This window comes from Allopontixanthobacter sediminis, from assembly GCF_009828115.1.
Classification (GTDB): domain Bacteria; phylum Pseudomonadota; class Alphaproteobacteria; order Sphingomonadales; family Sphingomonadaceae; genus Allopontixanthobacter; species Allopontixanthobacter sediminis.
Genome location: NZ_WTYL01000005.1, coordinates 18,433 through 35,120, shown reverse-complemented (window position 1 = coordinate 35,120; position 16,688 = coordinate 18,433). Strand labels below are relative to the sequence as shown.

General features: G+C 61.5%; 13 protein-coding genes and 1 other annotated feature. Of the genes, 6 read left to right on the top strand and 7 right to left on the bottom strand.

Going from position 1 to position 16,688, the window contains the following annotated elements; translation table 11 throughout:
- The first annotated feature begins 109 nt into the window (after positions 1-109).
- From GRI65_RS14600 to GRI65_RS14590, 3 genes are read left to right on the top strand one after another with little or no spacing between them, the layout of a single operon-like run.
- Positions 110-2,485 (top strand): TonB-dependent receptor, encoded by a 2,376-nt coding sequence (locus tag GRI65_RS14600; RefSeq protein ID WP_160757329.1) that lies wholly within the window; start codon positions 110-112, stop codon positions 2,483-2,485.
- 22 nt (positions 2,486-2,507) lie between these two features.
- Positions 2,508-3,380, top strand: coding sequence for an alpha/beta fold hydrolase (locus GRI65_RS14595; RefSeq protein WP_160757328.1), 873 nt, complete (start codon positions 2,508-2,510; stop codon positions 3,378-3,380).
- A 43-nt stretch (positions 3,381-3,423) separates the two neighbouring features.
- Complete coding sequence (locus GRI65_RS14590; RefSeq protein ID WP_232844206.1) at positions 3,424-4,638, top strand: spinster family MFS transporter; 1,215 nt, start codon at positions 3,424-3,426, stop codon at positions 4,636-4,638.
- 139 nt (positions 4,639-4,777) lie between these two features.
- On the opposite strand, the gene GRI65_RS15460 is transcribed toward GRI65_RS14590, so the two are convergent.
- The 7 genes from GRI65_RS15460 to GRI65_RS14555 form a co-directional block, all read right to left on the bottom strand.
- Complete coding sequence (locus GRI65_RS15460) at positions 4,778-6,658, bottom strand: alpha/beta hydrolase family protein (protein WP_160757326.1); 1,881 nt, start codon at positions 6,656-6,658, stop codon at positions 4,778-4,780.
- A 271-nt stretch (positions 6,659-6,929) separates the two neighbouring features.
- Complete coding sequence (locus GRI65_RS14580) at positions 6,930-7,796, bottom strand: universal stress protein (RefSeq protein WP_232844205.1); 867 nt, start codon at positions 7,794-7,796, stop codon at positions 6,930-6,932.
- Positions 7,796-9,280, bottom strand: coding sequence for a SulP family inorganic anion transporter (locus GRI65_RS14575; RefSeq protein WP_160757372.1), 1,485 nt, complete (start codon positions 9,278-9,280; stop codon positions 7,796-7,798). Before GRI65_RS14575 ends, GRI65_RS14580 begins: the two co-directional genes overlap by 1 nt.
- A 95-nt stretch (positions 9,281-9,375) precedes the next feature.
- Positions 9,376-9,428, bottom strand: a sequence feature (sul1 is cis-regulatory element that is thought to sense ions involved in sulfur or methionine metabolism; They are found in Alphaproteobacteria).
- 8 nt (positions 9,429-9,436) lie between these two features.
- A complete protein-coding gene (locus GRI65_RS14570) occupies positions 9,437-10,396 on the bottom strand; it encodes an NAD(P)/FAD-dependent oxidoreductase (RefSeq protein ID WP_332872669.1) in 960 nt (319 codons plus the stop codon).
- Between the two features lie 41 nt (positions 10,397-10,437).
- Positions 10,438-11,556: an ATP-grasp domain-containing protein gene (locus tag GRI65_RS14565; protein WP_202391363.1), complete on the bottom strand. Its 1,119-nt coding sequence runs from the start codon at positions 11,554-11,556 to the stop codon at positions 10,438-10,440.
- On the bottom strand, positions 11,553-12,764 hold the full coding sequence (locus GRI65_RS14560) for a tyrosine/phenylalanine carboxypeptidase domain-containing protein (protein WP_160757325.1): 1,212 nt from the start codon (positions 12,762-12,764) through the stop codon (positions 11,553-11,555). Before GRI65_RS14560 ends, GRI65_RS14565 begins: the two co-directional genes overlap by 4 nt.
- Complete coding sequence (locus GRI65_RS14555) at positions 12,761-13,636, bottom strand: N-formylglutamate amidohydrolase (protein ID WP_160757324.1); 876 nt, start codon at positions 13,634-13,636, stop codon at positions 12,761-12,763. The genes GRI65_RS14560 and GRI65_RS14555 overlap by 4 nt, the downstream gene beginning before the upstream one ends.
- Before the next feature lie 323 nt (positions 13,637-13,959).
- Between GRI65_RS14555 and GRI65_RS14550 the strand changes: the two genes are divergently transcribed.
- The 3 genes from GRI65_RS14550 (at position 13,960) to GRI65_RS14540 (ending at position 16,686) form a co-directional block, all read left to right on the top strand.
- On the top strand, positions 13,960-14,565 hold the full coding sequence (locus tag GRI65_RS14550) for a CDP-alcohol phosphatidyltransferase family protein (protein ID WP_160757323.1): 606 nt from the start codon (positions 13,960-13,962) through the stop codon (positions 14,563-14,565).
- An 89-nt stretch (positions 14,566-14,654) separates the two neighbouring features.
- Complete coding sequence (locus tag GRI65_RS14545; protein ID WP_160757322.1) at positions 14,655-15,893, top strand: potassium/proton antiporter; 1,239 nt, start codon at positions 14,655-14,657, stop codon at positions 15,891-15,893.
- Between the two features lie 328 nt (positions 15,894-16,221).
- Positions 16,222-16,686 (top strand): hypothetical protein, encoded by a 465-nt coding sequence (locus GRI65_RS14540; RefSeq protein ID WP_160757321.1) that lies wholly within the window; start codon positions 16,222-16,224, stop codon positions 16,684-16,686.
- The last annotated feature ends 2 nt before the right edge of the window (positions 16,687-16,688 follow it).

Below are 16,688 nucleotides of genomic sequence, written 5' to 3'. Positions count from 1 at the left end.
GGTATTTCTATACACGCAATCGCCGGGTTGCAATAAAGGAGTTGAATAGTGATTCAACATGCAATAAACCGGTCGCATTAGAACGATAATGTTCGATGGGAGATGATGGATGAACGCGATTTTCGCTTTGAAGAGCGGTACCAGCAAGATCGTACTCGGCACTGCGCTGGCTTTTGGCAGCTGCCTGACGCAGCCGGTCCTTGCGCAGGAAGCGCCGGCCGAATTGCCGGATGCCGTGGAAACCGACGACGGCGAAGGCATGATCATCGTTACCGCCCGCCGCCGTGAAGAACGGCTGATCGATGTGCCGATCGCGGTCACTTCCATTTCCGGTGAACAGCTTGCGCAGCGCGGCGCGCTCGACATTACCGATGTCGCCCAGTCCGTTCCCAACGTGACACTGGAAGCCTCCCGCGGGACCAATTCGACGCTCAGCGCCTTCATCCGCGGCGTCGGCCAGCAGGACCCGGTTTCGGGCTTCGAGCAGGGCGTCGGCATCTATCTCGATGACGTCTACCTCAACCGTCCGCAGGCCGCCGTCCTTGATATCTACGATGTCGAGCGCGTCGAAGTGCTGCGCGGGCCGCAGGGCACGCTTTACGGACGCAACACCATCGGCGGAGCGGTGAAATACGTCACCCGCCAGCTGCCACAGGAATTCGCGCTCAAGGCGCGCGCGACATACGGCACCTATAACCAGCTGGAAGGCGTCGTGACCACTTCGGCCCCGATCAGCGACCTCGTTCGCGTCGGCGGTTCGATCGCGCGACTGACCCGCGACGGCTTCGGCGAGAACCTCACCACCGGCCTCGACAATTATGACAAGGACCTTTGGGGTGCGCGCGCCAGCCTCGAAATCGGCGGCTACGGCGAACCCGGACTGATCCGCATCACCGGCGACTATACCCGCGACAAGAGCAATCCGCGCGGCGGACACCGGTTGATCCCGGGCCTGGTTTCGGGCGCACCGGTCCTCGACGATGTTTACGATACCCGCGGCGGGCTGAACGATCCAGTCCAGGATATCGAAGCCTACGGTCTTGCAATGAACGTTTCGCTGGAACTGAGCGAAGCGCTCACATTCCGCTCGATCAGCGCCTGGCGCAAGGATGACACGGCGACCCCGATCGATTTCGACGCACTTCCCGCGGTCGATCTCGACGTGCCGGGCCTCTACCTCAACGAACAGCTGAGCCAGGAAGTACAGCTGCTGTATGATGACGGCGGGCCGCTACAGGGGCTGCTCGGTTTCTACTATCTCGACGCGAAGGCCGACACCCTGTTCGATGTCCGGCTGTTCACGACAGTGGCCGGCCTGACCGCGTTCACGCAGGCTGAGGTCGATACCGAAACCTACGCCGTGTTCGGCGATTTCACGTTCGATTTCTCCGAACAGCTGAGCGCATCGCTCGGCGGACGGTACACCTGGGATGAACGCACCGCCGATATCCTTCGCCAGAATTACGTCGGCGGCGGTTCGCCAACCTTCGGCGGTCTCGGCATCGCGGCCGGTGCCCCGGCCACAAATTTCCAGGGCAGCGCCAAATTCAAGAAGTTCACCCCTCGCGCTTCGCTTAGCTTCAAGCCGACCGAAGATCACAATTTCTATGTGAGTTACTCGGAAGGCTTCAAAGGCGGCGGCTTCGATCCGCGCGGAGTTGGCAGCAACGCACCCGCCGCGATCCCCGGGCGGCCCACCGACGCCGAGATAACCGACTTCCTCAGCTTCGCGCCGGAAAGCGTCAAGAATTACGAGATCGGCTATAAGGGCAATCTGTTCGACGGCGCGCTATATGTCGCGGCCGCCGCATTCCGGATGGACTATACAGACGTCCAGATCCCCGGGTCGGTTGCATGCGAAGTTGCCGGACTGCCCAGCTTCTGCGGGGTAATTTCCAACGCCGGTGAAGCGCGGCTGCAAGGTCTCGAGCTGGAAGCGACCGCGCAACTGGGCCGCGACGTGCTGGCAGGCGGGGACCGGCTAACCCTGTCGGGGGCACTTGGCTATATCGATGCCGAGTACAAGGAATACATCACCAACATTGGCGGCATTCCGACCGACGTGGCCGATTTCCGCGAGGTGCAGAACACGCCGACCTGGACCGGAAATGCCGCACTTTCCTACCTCACCCCGGTCGGCGCGGGCGATCTCGCGCTGAACACTTCGGTTTCCTACCGCAGCAAGACCTTCCAGTTCGAACTGCCCAACCCCTACATCGACCAGAAGGGATATGCCCTCTGGGACGCCAGCATAGTCTATAGCGCTCCGGGCGATGTTTGGAGCATCGGGATCTTCGGCAAGAACCTGCTCGACAAGCAGTACAAGACGTCGGGCTACACCTTCATTGCCGCCAACGCGGTTACAGGCGAAATCCCGCTCGGAGCGACCGGTTTCCCGATACCGACCTTGGGCCCCGAGGGGACGTTGACCGCATTTTACGGCAATCCCCGCCAGGTGTTCGTGACTGCGACGGTCCAGTTCTGAACGCGTCCCGCCGGGACTCCGAATGACTGGATATCGTGAACACCGTTACGGCAGTGCCGACCAGCGCCTGACCCTGTTCGCCCGGGGTTACCCGGGCGAACAGGCCGGCGCTCCGGCGCTGCTGCTGATGCACGGACTGACCCGCAACTCGGCCGACTTCGAGGCGCTTGCGGACCATCTGGCGGGCAAGTACCGCCTTGTCGTTGCCGACCAGCGCGGGCGCGGATTGTCCGACTACGATCCGGAACCGGCCAACTATCGCCCGGACGTCTATGCGAAGGACATGTGGGCTCTCCTCGACAGCCTGGATATCCGCCAGGCCGGGCTGATCGGAACGTCGCTCGGCGGGCTGATGGCGATGCTGATGGCGGCGACCGAACCCGCTCGGGTCCGCGCGATCGTGCTGAACGATGTCGGCGCTGAATTGATGGAGGAAGGGATCGAGCGGATCAGGTCCTATGCCGGCCAGGACACACCGATGGCCAACTGGAACGACGCCGCCGATCGGTGCAAGCAGATCAACGCCGCCGCCCTGCCGGACCTCGGCAATGAGGACTGGCTGGCCTTCGCGCGCCGCACCTGCGCCCAGCAAGCGGACGGCACCATCGCGTTCAATTACGACCCGGCGATCTCGCAGGAATTCGGCAGCGACGCGCCCGATCCCGAACCTGCCGATCTGTGGCACGTCTGGGACACGATCAAACAGGTCCCGGCTCTGGTTTTGCGAGGGCAATCGAGCGACGTCCTGTCGCCGGACACCGTGAACGAAATGCACCGCCGCCACGACGGCCCCTTCGTGAGTGTCACCGTGCCCAACCGCGGTCATGCCCCGCTTTTGGACGAACCGGAAGCTGTGGCCGAAATCGAAGGGTTCCTCCAAAATCACCTCACCTGATTTGTCCGCAAAGTCGCCGACGCGGCCAGGTGTTGTCCTGGCCATGCTGCTGCTCGTCTACATTTTCAACTTCGTCGACCGCCAGGTCCTCGCCATCCTCGCCGCGCCGATCCAGGCCGAGCTGAAGCTGTCGGATGGACAGATGGGGCTACTCGGCGGGGTCGCGTTTGCCCTGCTCTATTCGACCTTCGCCGTGCCCCTGGCTTTCCTCGCCGATCGCACCAGCCGTTCCTGGGTCATAACGGTCAGCCTGGTCCTATGGAGCGGGTTCACCGCAGTGTGCGGCTTCGCGCAGGGGTTCTGGCACATCTTCCTCGCCCGGCTCGGCGTCGGGATCGGAGAGGCCGGCGGCGTCGCGCCGTCCTACGCCCTGATCGGCGACTATTTTCCCAGCAACCGTCGCGCCTTCGCGTTGTCGATCTATTCGCTCGGAATCCCGATCGGTTCGGCAACAGGGGTTATCGCGGGGGGTTATATTGCCAGCACGGTCGACTGGCGCATCGCCTTTTTCGTGGTCGGGATTGCCGGAGTACTGATCGCCCCGTTGTTCAAGTTCGTCGTGCGTGACCGCCCCAAGCCCGCGCCGTCTGGACCCGCCGTCACCGCATCGCCGTTCATGGACACCGTGCGGATCCTCGCGCGCAAACCTGCCTTCTGGTTCCTCGCGTTCGGTGCCGCGTCCTCTTCCATGCTCGGGTATGGAATCGCGTTCTGGCTGCCAAGCCTGCTGCAACGAAGTTTCGGGCTGAGCTTGCTCGAAACCTCGCTTTTTTACGGCAGCGTCCTGCTGCTTGGCGGCGTAGTGGGAGTGCTCGCAGGCGGCTGGCTGGGTGACAGGGTCGGTTCGCGCGACCGGGCCTACTTCGGCTATATTCCGGCGCTCGCCTTCGTGCTCGGCGTGCCGTTTTTTGCCGCCGGGATCATGACCGACAGCGTTCCGCTGGCCTTCGCACTGTTTCTGCTGCCACAGGCGCTCGCCTACATCTGGCTCGGCCCGGTCCTGTCTGCCGTACAACACCTCGTCGAGCCGCCATTTCGCGCGACCGCATCGGCATTGTTCCTGCTGATCAACAATCTGATCGGCCTCGGCGGCGGTATCTACGCACTCGGCGCATTTTCGGATTGGCTGGTGCCGTTTTACGGGGATTCGGCGCTACGCTACTCGATGCTCTATTCGCTCGCGCTCTACGGCCTCGCCGCGCTCCTGATGGCACTGGCCGGGCCGCACCTCCGCCGCAATTGGGTGGAAGAAGCCTGACGGATCCCTGCCTGCGTGCATGATGCCGACAAGTTGACAGACGCCATCGGTCGGTTGGAGATAGCTCGGACCGCGTGGCGTGGCAGATAAGCAAGGCCAGCCGGGGCCCTGTCATCACCGGCTTTAGCTGACAAGCGCCTCAATCGGCAGGGTTATGCTTTGCAAGAAATGCTTCCATCGATTGCAGGAGAAGCAACCTGTCTGGCTCACGCGTAAAGTAGTGGTCCGCATTTTCCAGAGACACGAACTCGCTTGGCTTCCCGGCCTTGACCATCGCCTTCTGCATCAGGACCGATTGTTTATGGTCGACCGTTACGTCCTTCATGCCGTGGATGAGCAGGAGCGGAGCCTTTATGCGATCGACAGCATAGAGCGGTGACACCGCGTTAAAATCGGGCGTCATTTTCTTCCATTGGTCCGTGTAGAGATTTTCGCGAAGGCTGCCCCCGAAATCGTTCACTTCTCGCCTGAGCGCAGAGACACCGGAAATCGAAATGGCGCAGCGATAAAGATCGGGGTCTTTTATAAGGTCCCACATTGCAGCATACCCACCGTATGACGCGCCGACGATGCACACGCGGGCGGGATCTGCAATTCCCTGGCTTGCCGCCCACTTGACCCCGTCGGTGATATCGTCCTGCATCGCGAAGCCCAATTGACCTTGTCCCTTGTTGACAAAGTCATCGCCGTAACCGGTGGATCCGCGAAAATTGGGTTGCAGCACTGCATACCCCCGGTCGGCGAGAAACTGGGCCCAGTAATCGTATGTCAGACTGTCATGCCCCCAAGGTCCGCCATGCGGCATGACGACCAGTGGCAGGTTCTTGGCCGCCCGGCCCCTCGGCAGGGTGAGCACCCCCTCTATTTCGAGACCATCCCTGGCTTCATACTGCACGAATTTTGTAGGGGCGAGGCGGCGACCCTCAATCGACTGGTTCACCGCGGCGATTCTCGACAGGATCTGGCCTTCGGCATCGAAGAAGTAAATCAGGCCGGGATTGTCCGATGATCCGATATGGACCAGCATCTTGCTCTGATCACGGCTGAAGCTTTGTATCTGGACCTCTGCCATCGGAGCGGCCTCGTCGAGGTATGCCTGGGCTTTCTTGAGGTCTGGATCGAGCCAGTCGACATCCTTCTCCCGCCCGCTGAGGCGAACCCCCAGAAGTCTTGAACCGTCGAATGACAGCACCACCCCGGCAATATCGTCATCAGGGGCTTCGTAGACCGTGCGGATGTCCTGTTCGGTGAGGAGGTTTCGCTCGATTACAACAGATTTCCCGCGGCTGTCCTCCTTGATCACAAAACCGTTGTCGGTCCCGGGAACAAACAGGAAGGGGAGGTTCAAATTTTCTTCTTCTCCCATATCGGCCCGTTCCACGGTTCGAAACGAACGACTTCCTTCCTGGGCATAGAGCATTCGCGACTGCTGGCTCCGGTCGTTGTAACCGACGCCGATCCGGACCTTGCCGGTGTGATCGGCGCTCCAGTCCATGACATATTCAATGCCCCGGGTCTCGACGCGCTTTTTGCCGGTTTCAACGTTGAGGCGGTAAACCGTGGGCCAGAAAGTCGCGTCGCTGGAATAGATTGATCCCTGCGCCGCAGCCAGGATGTCGGAACTTCCATCGGACGAGATCCACAAGATATCACCAGAGTTTTGCCCCGCCTTGTCCCACAGCAGCTTGGTGAGTTTTCCGCTGCTGCGATTTACCGACAATATGCGCGAAAGGTACCATTGGTCTCTTTCGACAGCTGCCAATCCATACACGCTGACCAGGATATTATCGTCGTTGGCCCAGCGGATGTGACTGACCTGGGTGCCATCGGGCACTCCAACATTCCTGATTTTATCCATGTCGAAGTTCAGCGGTGCAATCAGGATCTGCTGTACGCCGCCGATGGCGAACAAGCCGGCGATATGGGTGCCATCGGGCGATATCTCGGCCAATTCGATAAATGGCAGTCTTGCAAACGCTTCGGTAGGAAGCTTCGCGGGAGCCTGTTCAGGCTTTTCCACCGAAACAGTGGTGGGTGGATTTTTTTCGGCCGGCTCTAACGCAGGTGTCGTTAGCGCAGCCGAAGCAGCCAACATCAAGGATACCAGATCGAGCACCTCATCCCCCCCAGAACGATATAATCAATCGGTTATAGAAGCCGCGTCGGGTTGCACAAGAAATAGCGTGTTTTCAAAAAGGAATTCGGGAGTTTAGGCAATCGTCCCGATCGCGGCGGTGCAAATTCTTCCGCCTGCCATGCATTCGCGGCAAGCATAATTGTGAGGGCGCTGACTACCTCACCATCAGCACCGGCGCCTTGACCGTGCGCACCATCTCGGTGGTCGTGCTGCCGACGATCATGCGGCGGATCGGGGAATGGCCATAGGCACCCATCAGCAGCAAGGGCTGGCCGGTTGATGCCACGACATGGGGGATTACGTGTTCGGCCTTCCCCCGCTCCATGATCACAGTGACCGGATGGCCCGATGCGAAAACCGCCTCGGCCTTGGCCAATTGCGCGCGTTTCGCTTCGCCGTCCGCTTCCGCCATCACGATAGTGACCGGCAGGCCGTCGAACAGCGGCGAATTGGCCAGCCGTTCGAGCGCGCGTTCGGCAGCCGGGCTGGCGTCATAGGCGAACACGACGTGCCGTGGTTCCGCGAATTCACGTGAGGCGACCAGCACCGGCCGGGCGCTTGCCCTGACGACGCGCTCAATCATCGAACCGATGTGGTCGGACGCGAATTCGTGACCGACGCCGCGCTTGCCCATCACTACCAGGCGCGCATGGTCTTCGCGCTCGAGGATTGTCTCGACAATGCCGCCATGCCGGTGAAGGATCGTGACATCGGCAACACCCGCCTCCCGCAGCAACTGTTCGCCGGCCTTGAGCAGGATGCGCCCCTTTTCGATCTCGGTCCGGCTGCTTTCTTCCGACAACCGGACAAGCTCTTCCATCAGGTCGCTCTTCACCCCGAGGCCGATTGCGCCGGACAAATCCCTGCGCGCGGTCACCGGGTCCTGCCGCTGGACGACGTGAAGCAGTTCAACGGGTAGCGACAGCCTCTTTGCCGCCCAGCCGGCATAGCCGCACACGCTGGCAGCATAGGCCGAGGCGTCGATTGCCGCGAGGATGTTTTCCATCGTTGTCTCTCCCATCAGTGACCTCCAGCCTGAGCTTCCGCGCCGGGTTTGTCATGGACTGCGTAGCGTTCAATCATGGCCGCGCTCGCGTCGTTCAGTCCGATAATCTCGACCATTGTACCTTCGCGCCGGAATTTGAGGATCGCCTTGTCCAGCGTGCCCACGGCCGAGATATCCCAGAAGTGCGCCTGGCTGACGTCGATCACCACGCGGTCCAGCACTTCCCTGTAATCGAATGCTTCCACGAAACGGTCGGAAGACGCGAAGAATACCTGCCCTTCGATCCGGTAAGTCCGGGTGGCCGCGTCCGCCGAAAGCTCGGTCGCGACGGTGAACATCCGCTTGACCTTGCTGGCGAAGAACAGTCCGGAAAGGATGACACCGGCGAGGACGCCTTGCGCCAGGTCGTGGGTCCAGACCACCACCACGACAGTCACGATCATCACCACCGACGATTGCCACGGATAATGGCGGATGTCCTTGATCGAGCGCCACGAGAACGTGCCGATCGACACCATGATCATCACCGCGACGAGCGATGCCATCGGGATCTGCGCAACCAGCGGACCGAGGACCAGCAGCAGGAACAACAGGAACACGCCGGCCACGAAGGTCGACAGGCGGGTCTCGCCGCCGGATTTCACGTTGATCACAGACTGGCCGATCATCGCGCAGCCGCCCATGCCGCCAAGGAAACCGGTGAAGAAGTTGGCGATGCCCTGCCCTTTCATCTCGCGCTGCTTGTTCGAGCCGGTGTCGGTCAGATCGTCCACGATCTGCGCCGTCAACATCGATTCGAGCAGGCCGACCGCCGCCATCGTGGCGGAGAAAGGCAGGATGATCCGGAGGGTTTCGAGCGTGAACGGCACATCGGGGATGAACCATGCGGGCAGCGACGATGGCAGCTCGCCCATGTCCCCCACCGTGCGCACGTCGAAGCCGGCATAGTAGACCAGCGCCGTCAGCACGGCGATGGCCACCAGCGGCGAAGGGACTGCCCTTGTCAGTCGCGGCAGGAGGTAGATGATCGCAAGACCGGCGGCGACCAGCGCATAGGTCAGCATCGGAACGCCGGTCAGTTCGGGCAGCTGGGCGATGAAGATCAGGATCGCCAGCGCGTTGACGAAGCCGGTGATGACCGAACGCGACACGTACTGCATCAGCAGGTTCAACCGGAGGAAGCCTGCGATGACCTGGATCACGCCCATCAGGATCGTCGCGGCGAACAGGTAGTCCACCCCATAATCCCGGACGAGCGGCACTACGAGCACGGCAACCGCCGCGGTCGCAGCCGAGATCATGCCGGGACGCCCACCGACGAGCGAAATGATCACCGCGATGGAGAAGGAGGCGTAGAGGCCAACACGCGGATCGACCCCGGCGATGATCGAGAATCCGATTGCCTCCGGGATAAGCGCCAGCGCGACGACGATGCCGGCCAGGATATCCCGCCGGGGATTTGAAAGCCATTCGTGCCGGAGCGCAGCTGTATCGAACATGGAAACCCTGGTCTGACCCGCAAGGCCGCCAAGGTCCACCGGCATGATGTTGCGGGTGCGACCACGATGTGCGGCACTGGAATACTGGTCTGGTATGTTGTCCCGGGGATAGGCGCCGGGCCGAGCCACCCGGCGGGCCGGGTCCGATGATGGCGGTCAGGTAACGGCAGATGGACCGGCTTGCAAGTCCGGACGCCGCAAGGGCGACAATTTGGCCAGATCATTGCGGATCGTCGTTGCGGCGACACCCCCTTCACCGATCGCGTGGCTGAGCTGGTCGAGCCCGAGCACGACATCCCCGGCAGCGTATAGCCCCTCGATATCCGTCCGCTGGTGCGCGTCGACGACCAGGCACCCTTCCTCGCCGAGTTCGACGCCGAGATTGCCGGCCAATTCGGAGCGGATCTCGGACCCGAGCGCTGGATACAGCGTGTCGAATGGCCGCTGGTCGCCGTCCAGATCGAGAACGATTTGATCGCGATCCAGCGATATCGCGCGGCACGCACCTGCCAGTTTGATACCGGCATCCGCCAGCCGGGCCCGCATCTCGTCATCGAGATCGTGCCCACCAGCCGGCGCGGCCAGCGTGATGTCGGCAGAATAGCTGCGCAGGAAAACCGCCTCGTCCACTCCGCGTTGTCCGCTGCCGAGGACGGCGATCCGCTTGTCGGTGACTTCGTAGCCGTCGCAAATCGGGCAATACCGCAGCAGGCCGTTGGCGAGCGCGCGGTCATGGACGCCGGCATCCATCATCTCGGGGCGGCGGTTGACCACCCCGGTCGCCAGCAACACCGACTTTGCGGAAAACTCGCCGCACTCCGTTTGCGCCACGAACCGGCCATTCGGGCGCGCGATATCCGTCACCATCCCGTGATGGAGGCTTGCGCCGTAACGAACCGCCTGATCGCGCATCCGCGACAGCAGTTCGTTACCGGAAATACCCTCCGGGAATCCGGCATGGTTGCGCGAGCACGGGATCAGCCCGGCCCGGCTGTGCCCACTATCGATCACCGATACCGAAAGGTGAAAGCGCGCAAGGTAGATGGCCGCGGTCAGCCCGGCCGGACCTCCGCCGACGATCAGACAGTCACAGGTCTGGCACCCAGTATCGGTCACCGAATTCTCGCTCAACCCAGACCGCGGGCTTGGCCGCAAGCCTATAACACGGCCAACTGGCGGTTGGTGAGGGTGCCGCCATACTGCCCCTGAAGCCGGACCTTGCGCTCCAGATCATCGAGGATCGCACCGCTGAAATCCACCCCGCTGAGATCTTCCATGAAATTGAGGCCGCCGGGCGTGTCGACATTAATCTCCATCATCTTGTCGCCCGCGATGTCGAGCCCGGTCAGATACATCCCGTCGTCGATCAGCTTGGGTCCGACGATTTCCGCGATCTGGAGGGCAACCTCGTCGGGAACGACCATCTCGACGCCGCCGCCGGCGGAAATGTTGGAGCGGTGATCGTCGGTCTGGCTGAACCGGTGGATGCAGGCGTAGGTGTCATCAACTTTCAGCGGCCTTCCGTTGAGGGTGATCATCCTTAAATCGCCCTTCTTGGCAGCGGGCAGGTATTCCTGGACGATCGCATAGCCGTCGCGAATGACGGCTTCGACGATCTGGTTGAGGTTCTGGCGGTTGTCCTCGTCGATCAGGAACACACCCTGCCCGCCCGATCCCTGCAGCGGCTTGATCACACCCTTCCCGTCATGCGCATCGAGGAACCGGCTGATTTCATCGGGTTCACGGGTGATACTGGTCTCGGGCCGGACCGCTTCGGGGAAGCCCTGAAAATACGTTTTGTTGACCGCATCGGTCAGCTGTTTCGGGTCATTCAGGACGATCGTGTTCCTCAAGGAAGCAAGCTGCGCGAACAGCAGTCCGGAGGACGGAGCCCAGTTACGGGTCGTCAGTTCCGCTGCCGGATCACTGCGCAGCATCAGGATGTCGTACTCGGAAAGATTGATGCGCTCGCGGGCCATTTTGGGGTCCTGCAGATGCGCGAGATAGGTCGTATCGTCGTCGAACTTGGCGATCTTGCTGATGGTTGCCATCGCGCAGATGCCATCCTGCCAATCGTAAATGAAATCCCCGAGCCCGATCAGCGCCACCGTGTGGCCCCGCGCGACCGCTTTGCGGGCCAGCCGGATGGTGGTGTAATCGTCCTGCTCGGTCGCGACCCGGTTGACCACGAAAGCGATCTTGATGGTCTCGCCCCCGTTCTTGGCTCGCGCTTTGGCTTTGGTTTTGGCTTTTTTCTTGGGCTTGGCGTCGGTCATGCGAGGGGGCTTTCGTGGTAAAATTCGGTGATGGGGATAGTGCGGGCCTCGGCTAGCCGTTTCTGGACAGAAGGGTTGCCGAGGTAGGAAGGCAGGATTTCGGGCGGATGGAGGATGCCGTCGTCGAGCAATGTTTCGAGGCTGTGCAGATGCTTGAGCGCGAATTTACCAAGAAAGAGGATTTCGAAATCCCCGCCGTTGCGCAGATAGGCAAGCAGTTCCGCGAGTCCCTTGAGATAGAGCGCGTCCTTGGTCAGGCCGCCGCCCCGCTTGGCGCGTAAAGCCGTGTCGAAAGCGACCGCGGAACCGATCTGATAGTCTTCCATCAGGCAGCCGTATATTTCCGGACCGGTGCTTTCCTCGACCGCCATGTGGGCCGCGACGACCCGGGCGCCCAGCGTTCGAAGCCGCTGCGCCGGAAGGTAGCCGACCAGATATTCTGCCAGCACCGCGAGGCCTTCCTGCAATTCGTCGTAATCGGCCAGACCCCCGGCGAGCGTATGGAGGGGCTGGCGCCGACCGTTGTGCCGGGTCACCGCGTGCGTCCCGATTTCGTGCTGGATCAGCGGATCGATCCGCGAACCGGATGTGCGGAAATCATGGGCGACGTGAAAATTACCCTGCGACACGTACAACGACGTTCCGAGAGTTGGATCGACAATGACCTCGCATTCAAATTGTGGATGAAGCGCCTGGTAGCCACGCACCTCGGCGCGCGCGGCTTCGCACATTTCGGTCGCGCCCGCATCGTCGGGATCGGGCTCGACCAGCGGGACCCCGTTCAGCAGGTCCTGCGCATCCCGCAGCGCTTGTTCGCTAACGTGCCCGAACAGGTCGATACTGGCGAGGATGAACCCGTCCTTGTCGCGCATCCGGACCAACTCGATCTGCTGGTCGATCTCGCGCTGCTTTTCGAGCAGCAATGCCTGCAGCAAATGATTCTCGACCTCTCGGACAGGCAAGGCGAACAATTCGCTGCGAAGGACGGGGGCATCGTTTTCCAGCCCTTCGCTGAAGCGGCTGTCGGGCATGTCACGGTAACCGGAAGCGCGGAAGCCGTCCCAGATTTCGGTAATGTTGACGGGCGTCAGGCGGCGGAGCCAGTCCACCTTGGCGTCCATGAGCGACAGCGCGCGGTCGACTTCAACCGCCGCAGGGCACAGCGTTTCCATGCCTTGGGATTGCTTGCTGGGAGCTGCAGCGTTCATCGAGCGCCTGCAGGCCGCGCTAGCCAGCGCCGGGCCCTGGACACCGCTTCGATGAAACCCTCGCGCAATTCTTGCAGCGCTGCGATGTCGGCGGAATGGCTCCATTCATCCATAAATATCTTCTTGTATTCAAGGGTGATGACGCAGGCCGCATCGCCGTACCGCGCATACAGCCATTCGGGGAAATTGCCTCCATCCTCCCACCGGACATTCACCCGCACGTCGGGTGATTTGCCCCGCACTGGCCGCGACCGTAACCCTTCCGCGAACTCGTCGAGCAATCCGCCAAACACGGATTTGTCGAGAGTGGTTGCGCCGAGATCGATATCCGGGCTGTCTTCCTGCTTGTCCGCGGGCTCGTTTGGCCCGCCGCGCCGGTGGTTGTAACTGTGAATATCGAGCACAAGGATCTGGCCGTGCTCTGCGATCATCGCTTCCGCGCGTTCGGCCATCAGGCGATAGAATTGCTCGTGGAGCGCCAGGGAGGCATCGATTTCCTCCTGTGGCAGATCGCGTTCCCAGACCTTCAGGCCCCAGGTATCCTTCGGATCGACCGACATCGCCTTGTTCGCGGGACGATTGAGGTCGAATTCAAAGCGCGAGCGGTTGGCGCGGAAAATCGTGTCGCCGGCGGGAAGGAAAAAGTCGGTCAGCGGGTCTTCTTCACGCAATCGCGCCTGATCATCGATCTCGAGCCAGGGCAGGAGGGAATCCCGAATTGTATGCCCGGCATGGATCGCGGTGATCATCACCGGCCCCGGTTGCGCGATCATGTCCCAGGCCAGATCGCTTTTTGCCGAATGCATGGTGGCTGCCGAAATCGATTGGTCTTCGGCCGCGGACCGGCCCTCGTCGGTTAAAATGTGCTCCATGCACGTTCCAACGGAAAAGCGCCGGTCCCGTTCCTAGGATTGCGGTATGGACTGTCATCGGTTCGGCAGGACGGCGGCGTGCCCGGTCTTCGCCGCCGAGGTGTCCTGGAGCTTCTATCGGCTAGACGCTCCGCACATGCGCCTTGCCGAGTTGGTTTTATGACAGGTTTCCTGTAGAAGCCCTGCCCTAGCGGGCTGTTACCCGGCTACGATAAAGGGTTGCCGTGAGCGAGAAACCAGTTGCACTTAAGCCGATTGACCGGATTCAGGAGAATGTATTAGCTCGCTCGGAGCGCCGGCTGCTAAACTGGATTTGCGCACGCATGCCGCGCTGGGTTACGCCCGACATGCTGACCTACCTCGGCATCGCCGGGGCCATCGTGATCTTCCTTGGCTATGTGCTGAGCAACCTTGCGGAGGAATGGCTATGGCTCGCGATTGCGGGCTATGCGGTGCAGTGGTTCGGCGACAGCACGGATGGCAGCCTCGCCCGCTTCCGCAAGATCGAGCGGCCACGATACGGATACTTTCTCGACCATAGCTGCGACGGTGTGGCCACGACTATGTTGGTGATCGGCATCGGCCTCAGCCCGTATGTGGTGCTCGAAGTCGCCCTGATCGCCCTGGCAGGCTATCTCCTCCTCTCGATCCATGCGTTTCTGTCCGTACGGGTCCTCGGCGAACTCAAGCTTTCCTACCTGAATGCAGGGCCGACCGAACTGCGCTTCATGCTCATCGGCCTGACCCTCGCGATGATGGGCTTCGGCCCCGGCCCCGGTTGGTTCGGCAATGTCTCGGGCTTCGACATATTCGTCGGCGCTGTCGGCGCGATCCTGATTCTGCTCTTCATAACCCAGACAGCGGTCATCTCGCGGCGGCTGGCCAAAGAGGAACCGGCGCGCAACGAGGAATGGCGAAAGCGGGGCTGACGCCTCGGAATTCATGCGGCCCGACAAGTCAGCAGCGGGCATCCGTCAATAAGGCGTGCGGCCGTCGTCCGGCGTGCTAGGGCGGGCTGATGGCATTCCTCGACACTGAATCGACGCTCCTGCTGCTGGGCGTACTTCTGCTGACCACCGTCCTTGCCGGGAGCTTGTCGAGCCGGTTTGGCATGCCCGCTCTTATCGGATTTCTAGGCCTCGGTATGCTCGCAGGCGTCGATGGTCCCGGGGGGATCGCGTTCGACAATTTCGAAGTCGCCCAGGCCGTCGGAATGGCTTCGTTGGTGTTCATACTGTTTTCCGGCGGGCTCGACACCGACTGGAAAGACGCGCGCCGTGTGGCTGCACCGGCACTGGTGCTCGCTTCGGCCGGGGTAATGATCAGCGCGGGCATCGTGGCCGTGTCGGCGGTTTTCCTGCTTGACGTCGATCCGGCCCAGGCGGCGCTACTGGGCGCGATCATCGCATCCACCGATGCGGCCGCCGTTTTCGCGATTCTCCGGTCGACCGGCCTCGACCTGCACGGCGATGTGGCGGCACTGATCGAAGTCGAATCCGGTTCGAACGATCCGATGGCGATTTTCCTGGTCGGTGCGGTCCTGCTATTCATGGCTGAACCCGGTGCTTCTGCCTTTAAGCTGGTACCCGATTTCATCGTCCAGATGCTGATGGGTGCGCTGGTCGGCGTGGGAGCCGGTTATGCAATGCCGGCCATCCTGAAACGCGGTGGCTACCGGCAGGGCGGCCTCGCGTTCGTGATTTCGATCGCCGCGGCGCTCATCGCCTTCGGAGCCGCCGAGCTGCTGTCCGGCAACGGCTTTCTGGCTGCCTATCTTGCCGGTCTGGTGGCGGGCAACCAGCATTATGCTGCGAAACGCACGGTTTCGACATTTCAGGACGGCATGGCGTGGCTGGCGCAGGTCACGATGTTCCTCACGCTCGGGCTTCTGGTCACCCCGTCTCAGATCGAACCGGTGATCCTCCCCGGACTGGCAATTACCGCCATCCTGATGTTTGTGGCCCGGCCCCTCAGCGTATTTCTCTGCCTCGCCCCGTTCCGCGGCTTCGGATGGCGGGCGAAGCTGTTTGTTTCATGGGCCGGGCTACGCGGCGCGGTACCGATTGTCCTGGCCACATTCCCCATCGTCGCCGGTGTGGAAGGTGCATTCGCAATCTTCAATGTCGTCTTTTTCGTCGTGCTGTTGTCGAGCCTGATACAGGGTCCGACCATCAAATGGGCGGCGAAGCGTTTGGCAATCGCGGATCATGACAGCCGCGCTCTGCAGCGACTGGCGCCAACGCCCGTAGGGGATTGAGTTTGGTTCCGATCGGCGCAGCGGTGCTGCTCGGTGTTGATCCATTCGGGAGCAAGTCCCATCCCCGCGGTGACAAGAAATGTGACCTAAGCGGTGCCGAATTTGACCTGGGCATCCGAAGGGGCGGGCGAGGGATTTCGGGATCCTCTATGCGTACGACCCGCCAATCCGGCCGAGCCCTGATCTTTATTGCAAACAATTCTCAACAGTCTTGACAGACTGGGCGATCTCGTGGAAACAATTCGCTAATGAGACGCAATCGCAATTGGTAGTAGGTGCTCATGCGAATCAGGCGATCCCGCCGCTAGCCCAGAAAGGATGTGCCCCCATGTACGCATTTGTCGATCGCCCGGTGACATCTCTCGATCGCGGCGGGCGGTTCATGGTCTGGGCGATCCGTAGCTGGGTCAAATCGGTGCATGAAATCCGATGCCCTTGCACGGCGATCGGTCCAGCCTTCGCGCAAGGGGGCATAATCGCCGGCCTGCCGCATTTCCATATGTTCATGCTGGTCCTGAGCCGGAATTCGCTGGAAACTTTTCGTTACGGCCAGTTGCAGTGCAACCGGGTCCACGAACATGAGGCCCTCGTGCTGAGCCTCATTTCCGGTATCCGCTTGTCGCGGCCAACAGCCCTACGCTCAACGGCGGCGCTGATGATCGAGGAGGACGCCGTCAACGACCTGATCGACGCAGCCGTGTCGCTTGGAAGCGTCGTTTCGGGCGCGGGATTGCTCCCCGGGTTGCCCGGACCGGCGTGCATGAATCCGGATTCGCGCCGCCAAAGCTTCTGAAA

Bases quoted from the DNA above. Each gene is read 5' to 3' on its own strand.
- GRI65_RS14595 (WP_160757328.1), top strand. From the start codon at position 2,508: ATGACTGGATATCGTGAACACCGTTACGGCAGTGCCGACCAGCGCCTG.
- GRI65_RS14560 (WP_160757325.1), bottom strand. From the start codon at position 12,764: ATGAACGCTGCAGCTCCCAGCAAGCAATCCCAAGGCATGGAAACGCTG.
- GRI65_RS14545 (WP_160757322.1), top strand. From the start codon at position 14,655: ATGGCATTCCTCGACACTGAATCGACGCTCCTGCTGCTGGGCGTACTT.
- GRI65_RS14550 (WP_160757323.1), top strand. From the start codon at position 13,960: ATGCCGCGCTGGGTTACGCCCGACATGCTGACCTACCTCGGCATCGCC.
- GRI65_RS14580 (WP_232844205.1), bottom strand. From the start codon at position 7,796: ATGGGAGAGACAACGATGGAAAACATCCTCGCGGCAATCGACGCCTCG.
- GRI65_RS14565 (WP_202391363.1), bottom strand. From the start codon at position 11,556: ATGACCGACGCCAAGCCCAAGAAAAAAGCCAAAACCAAAGCCAAAGCG.
- GRI65_RS14600 (WP_160757329.1), top strand. From the start codon at position 110: ATGAACGCGATTTTCGCTTTGAAGAGCGGTACCAGCAAGATCGTACTC.
- GRI65_RS14575 (WP_160757372.1), bottom strand. From the start codon at position 9,280: ATGTTCGATACAGCTGCGCTCCGGCACGAATGGCTTTCAAATCCCCGG.
- GRI65_RS14555 (WP_160757324.1), bottom strand. From the start codon at position 13,636: ATGGAGCACATTTTAACCGACGAGGGCCGGTCCGCGGCCGAAGACCAA.
- GRI65_RS14590 (WP_232844206.1), top strand. From the start codon at position 3,424: ATGCTGCTGCTCGTCTACATTTTCAACTTCGTCGACCGCCAGGTCCTC.
- GRI65_RS14540 (WP_160757321.1), top strand. From the start codon at position 16,222: ATGTACGCATTTGTCGATCGCCCGGTGACATCTCTCGATCGCGGCGGG.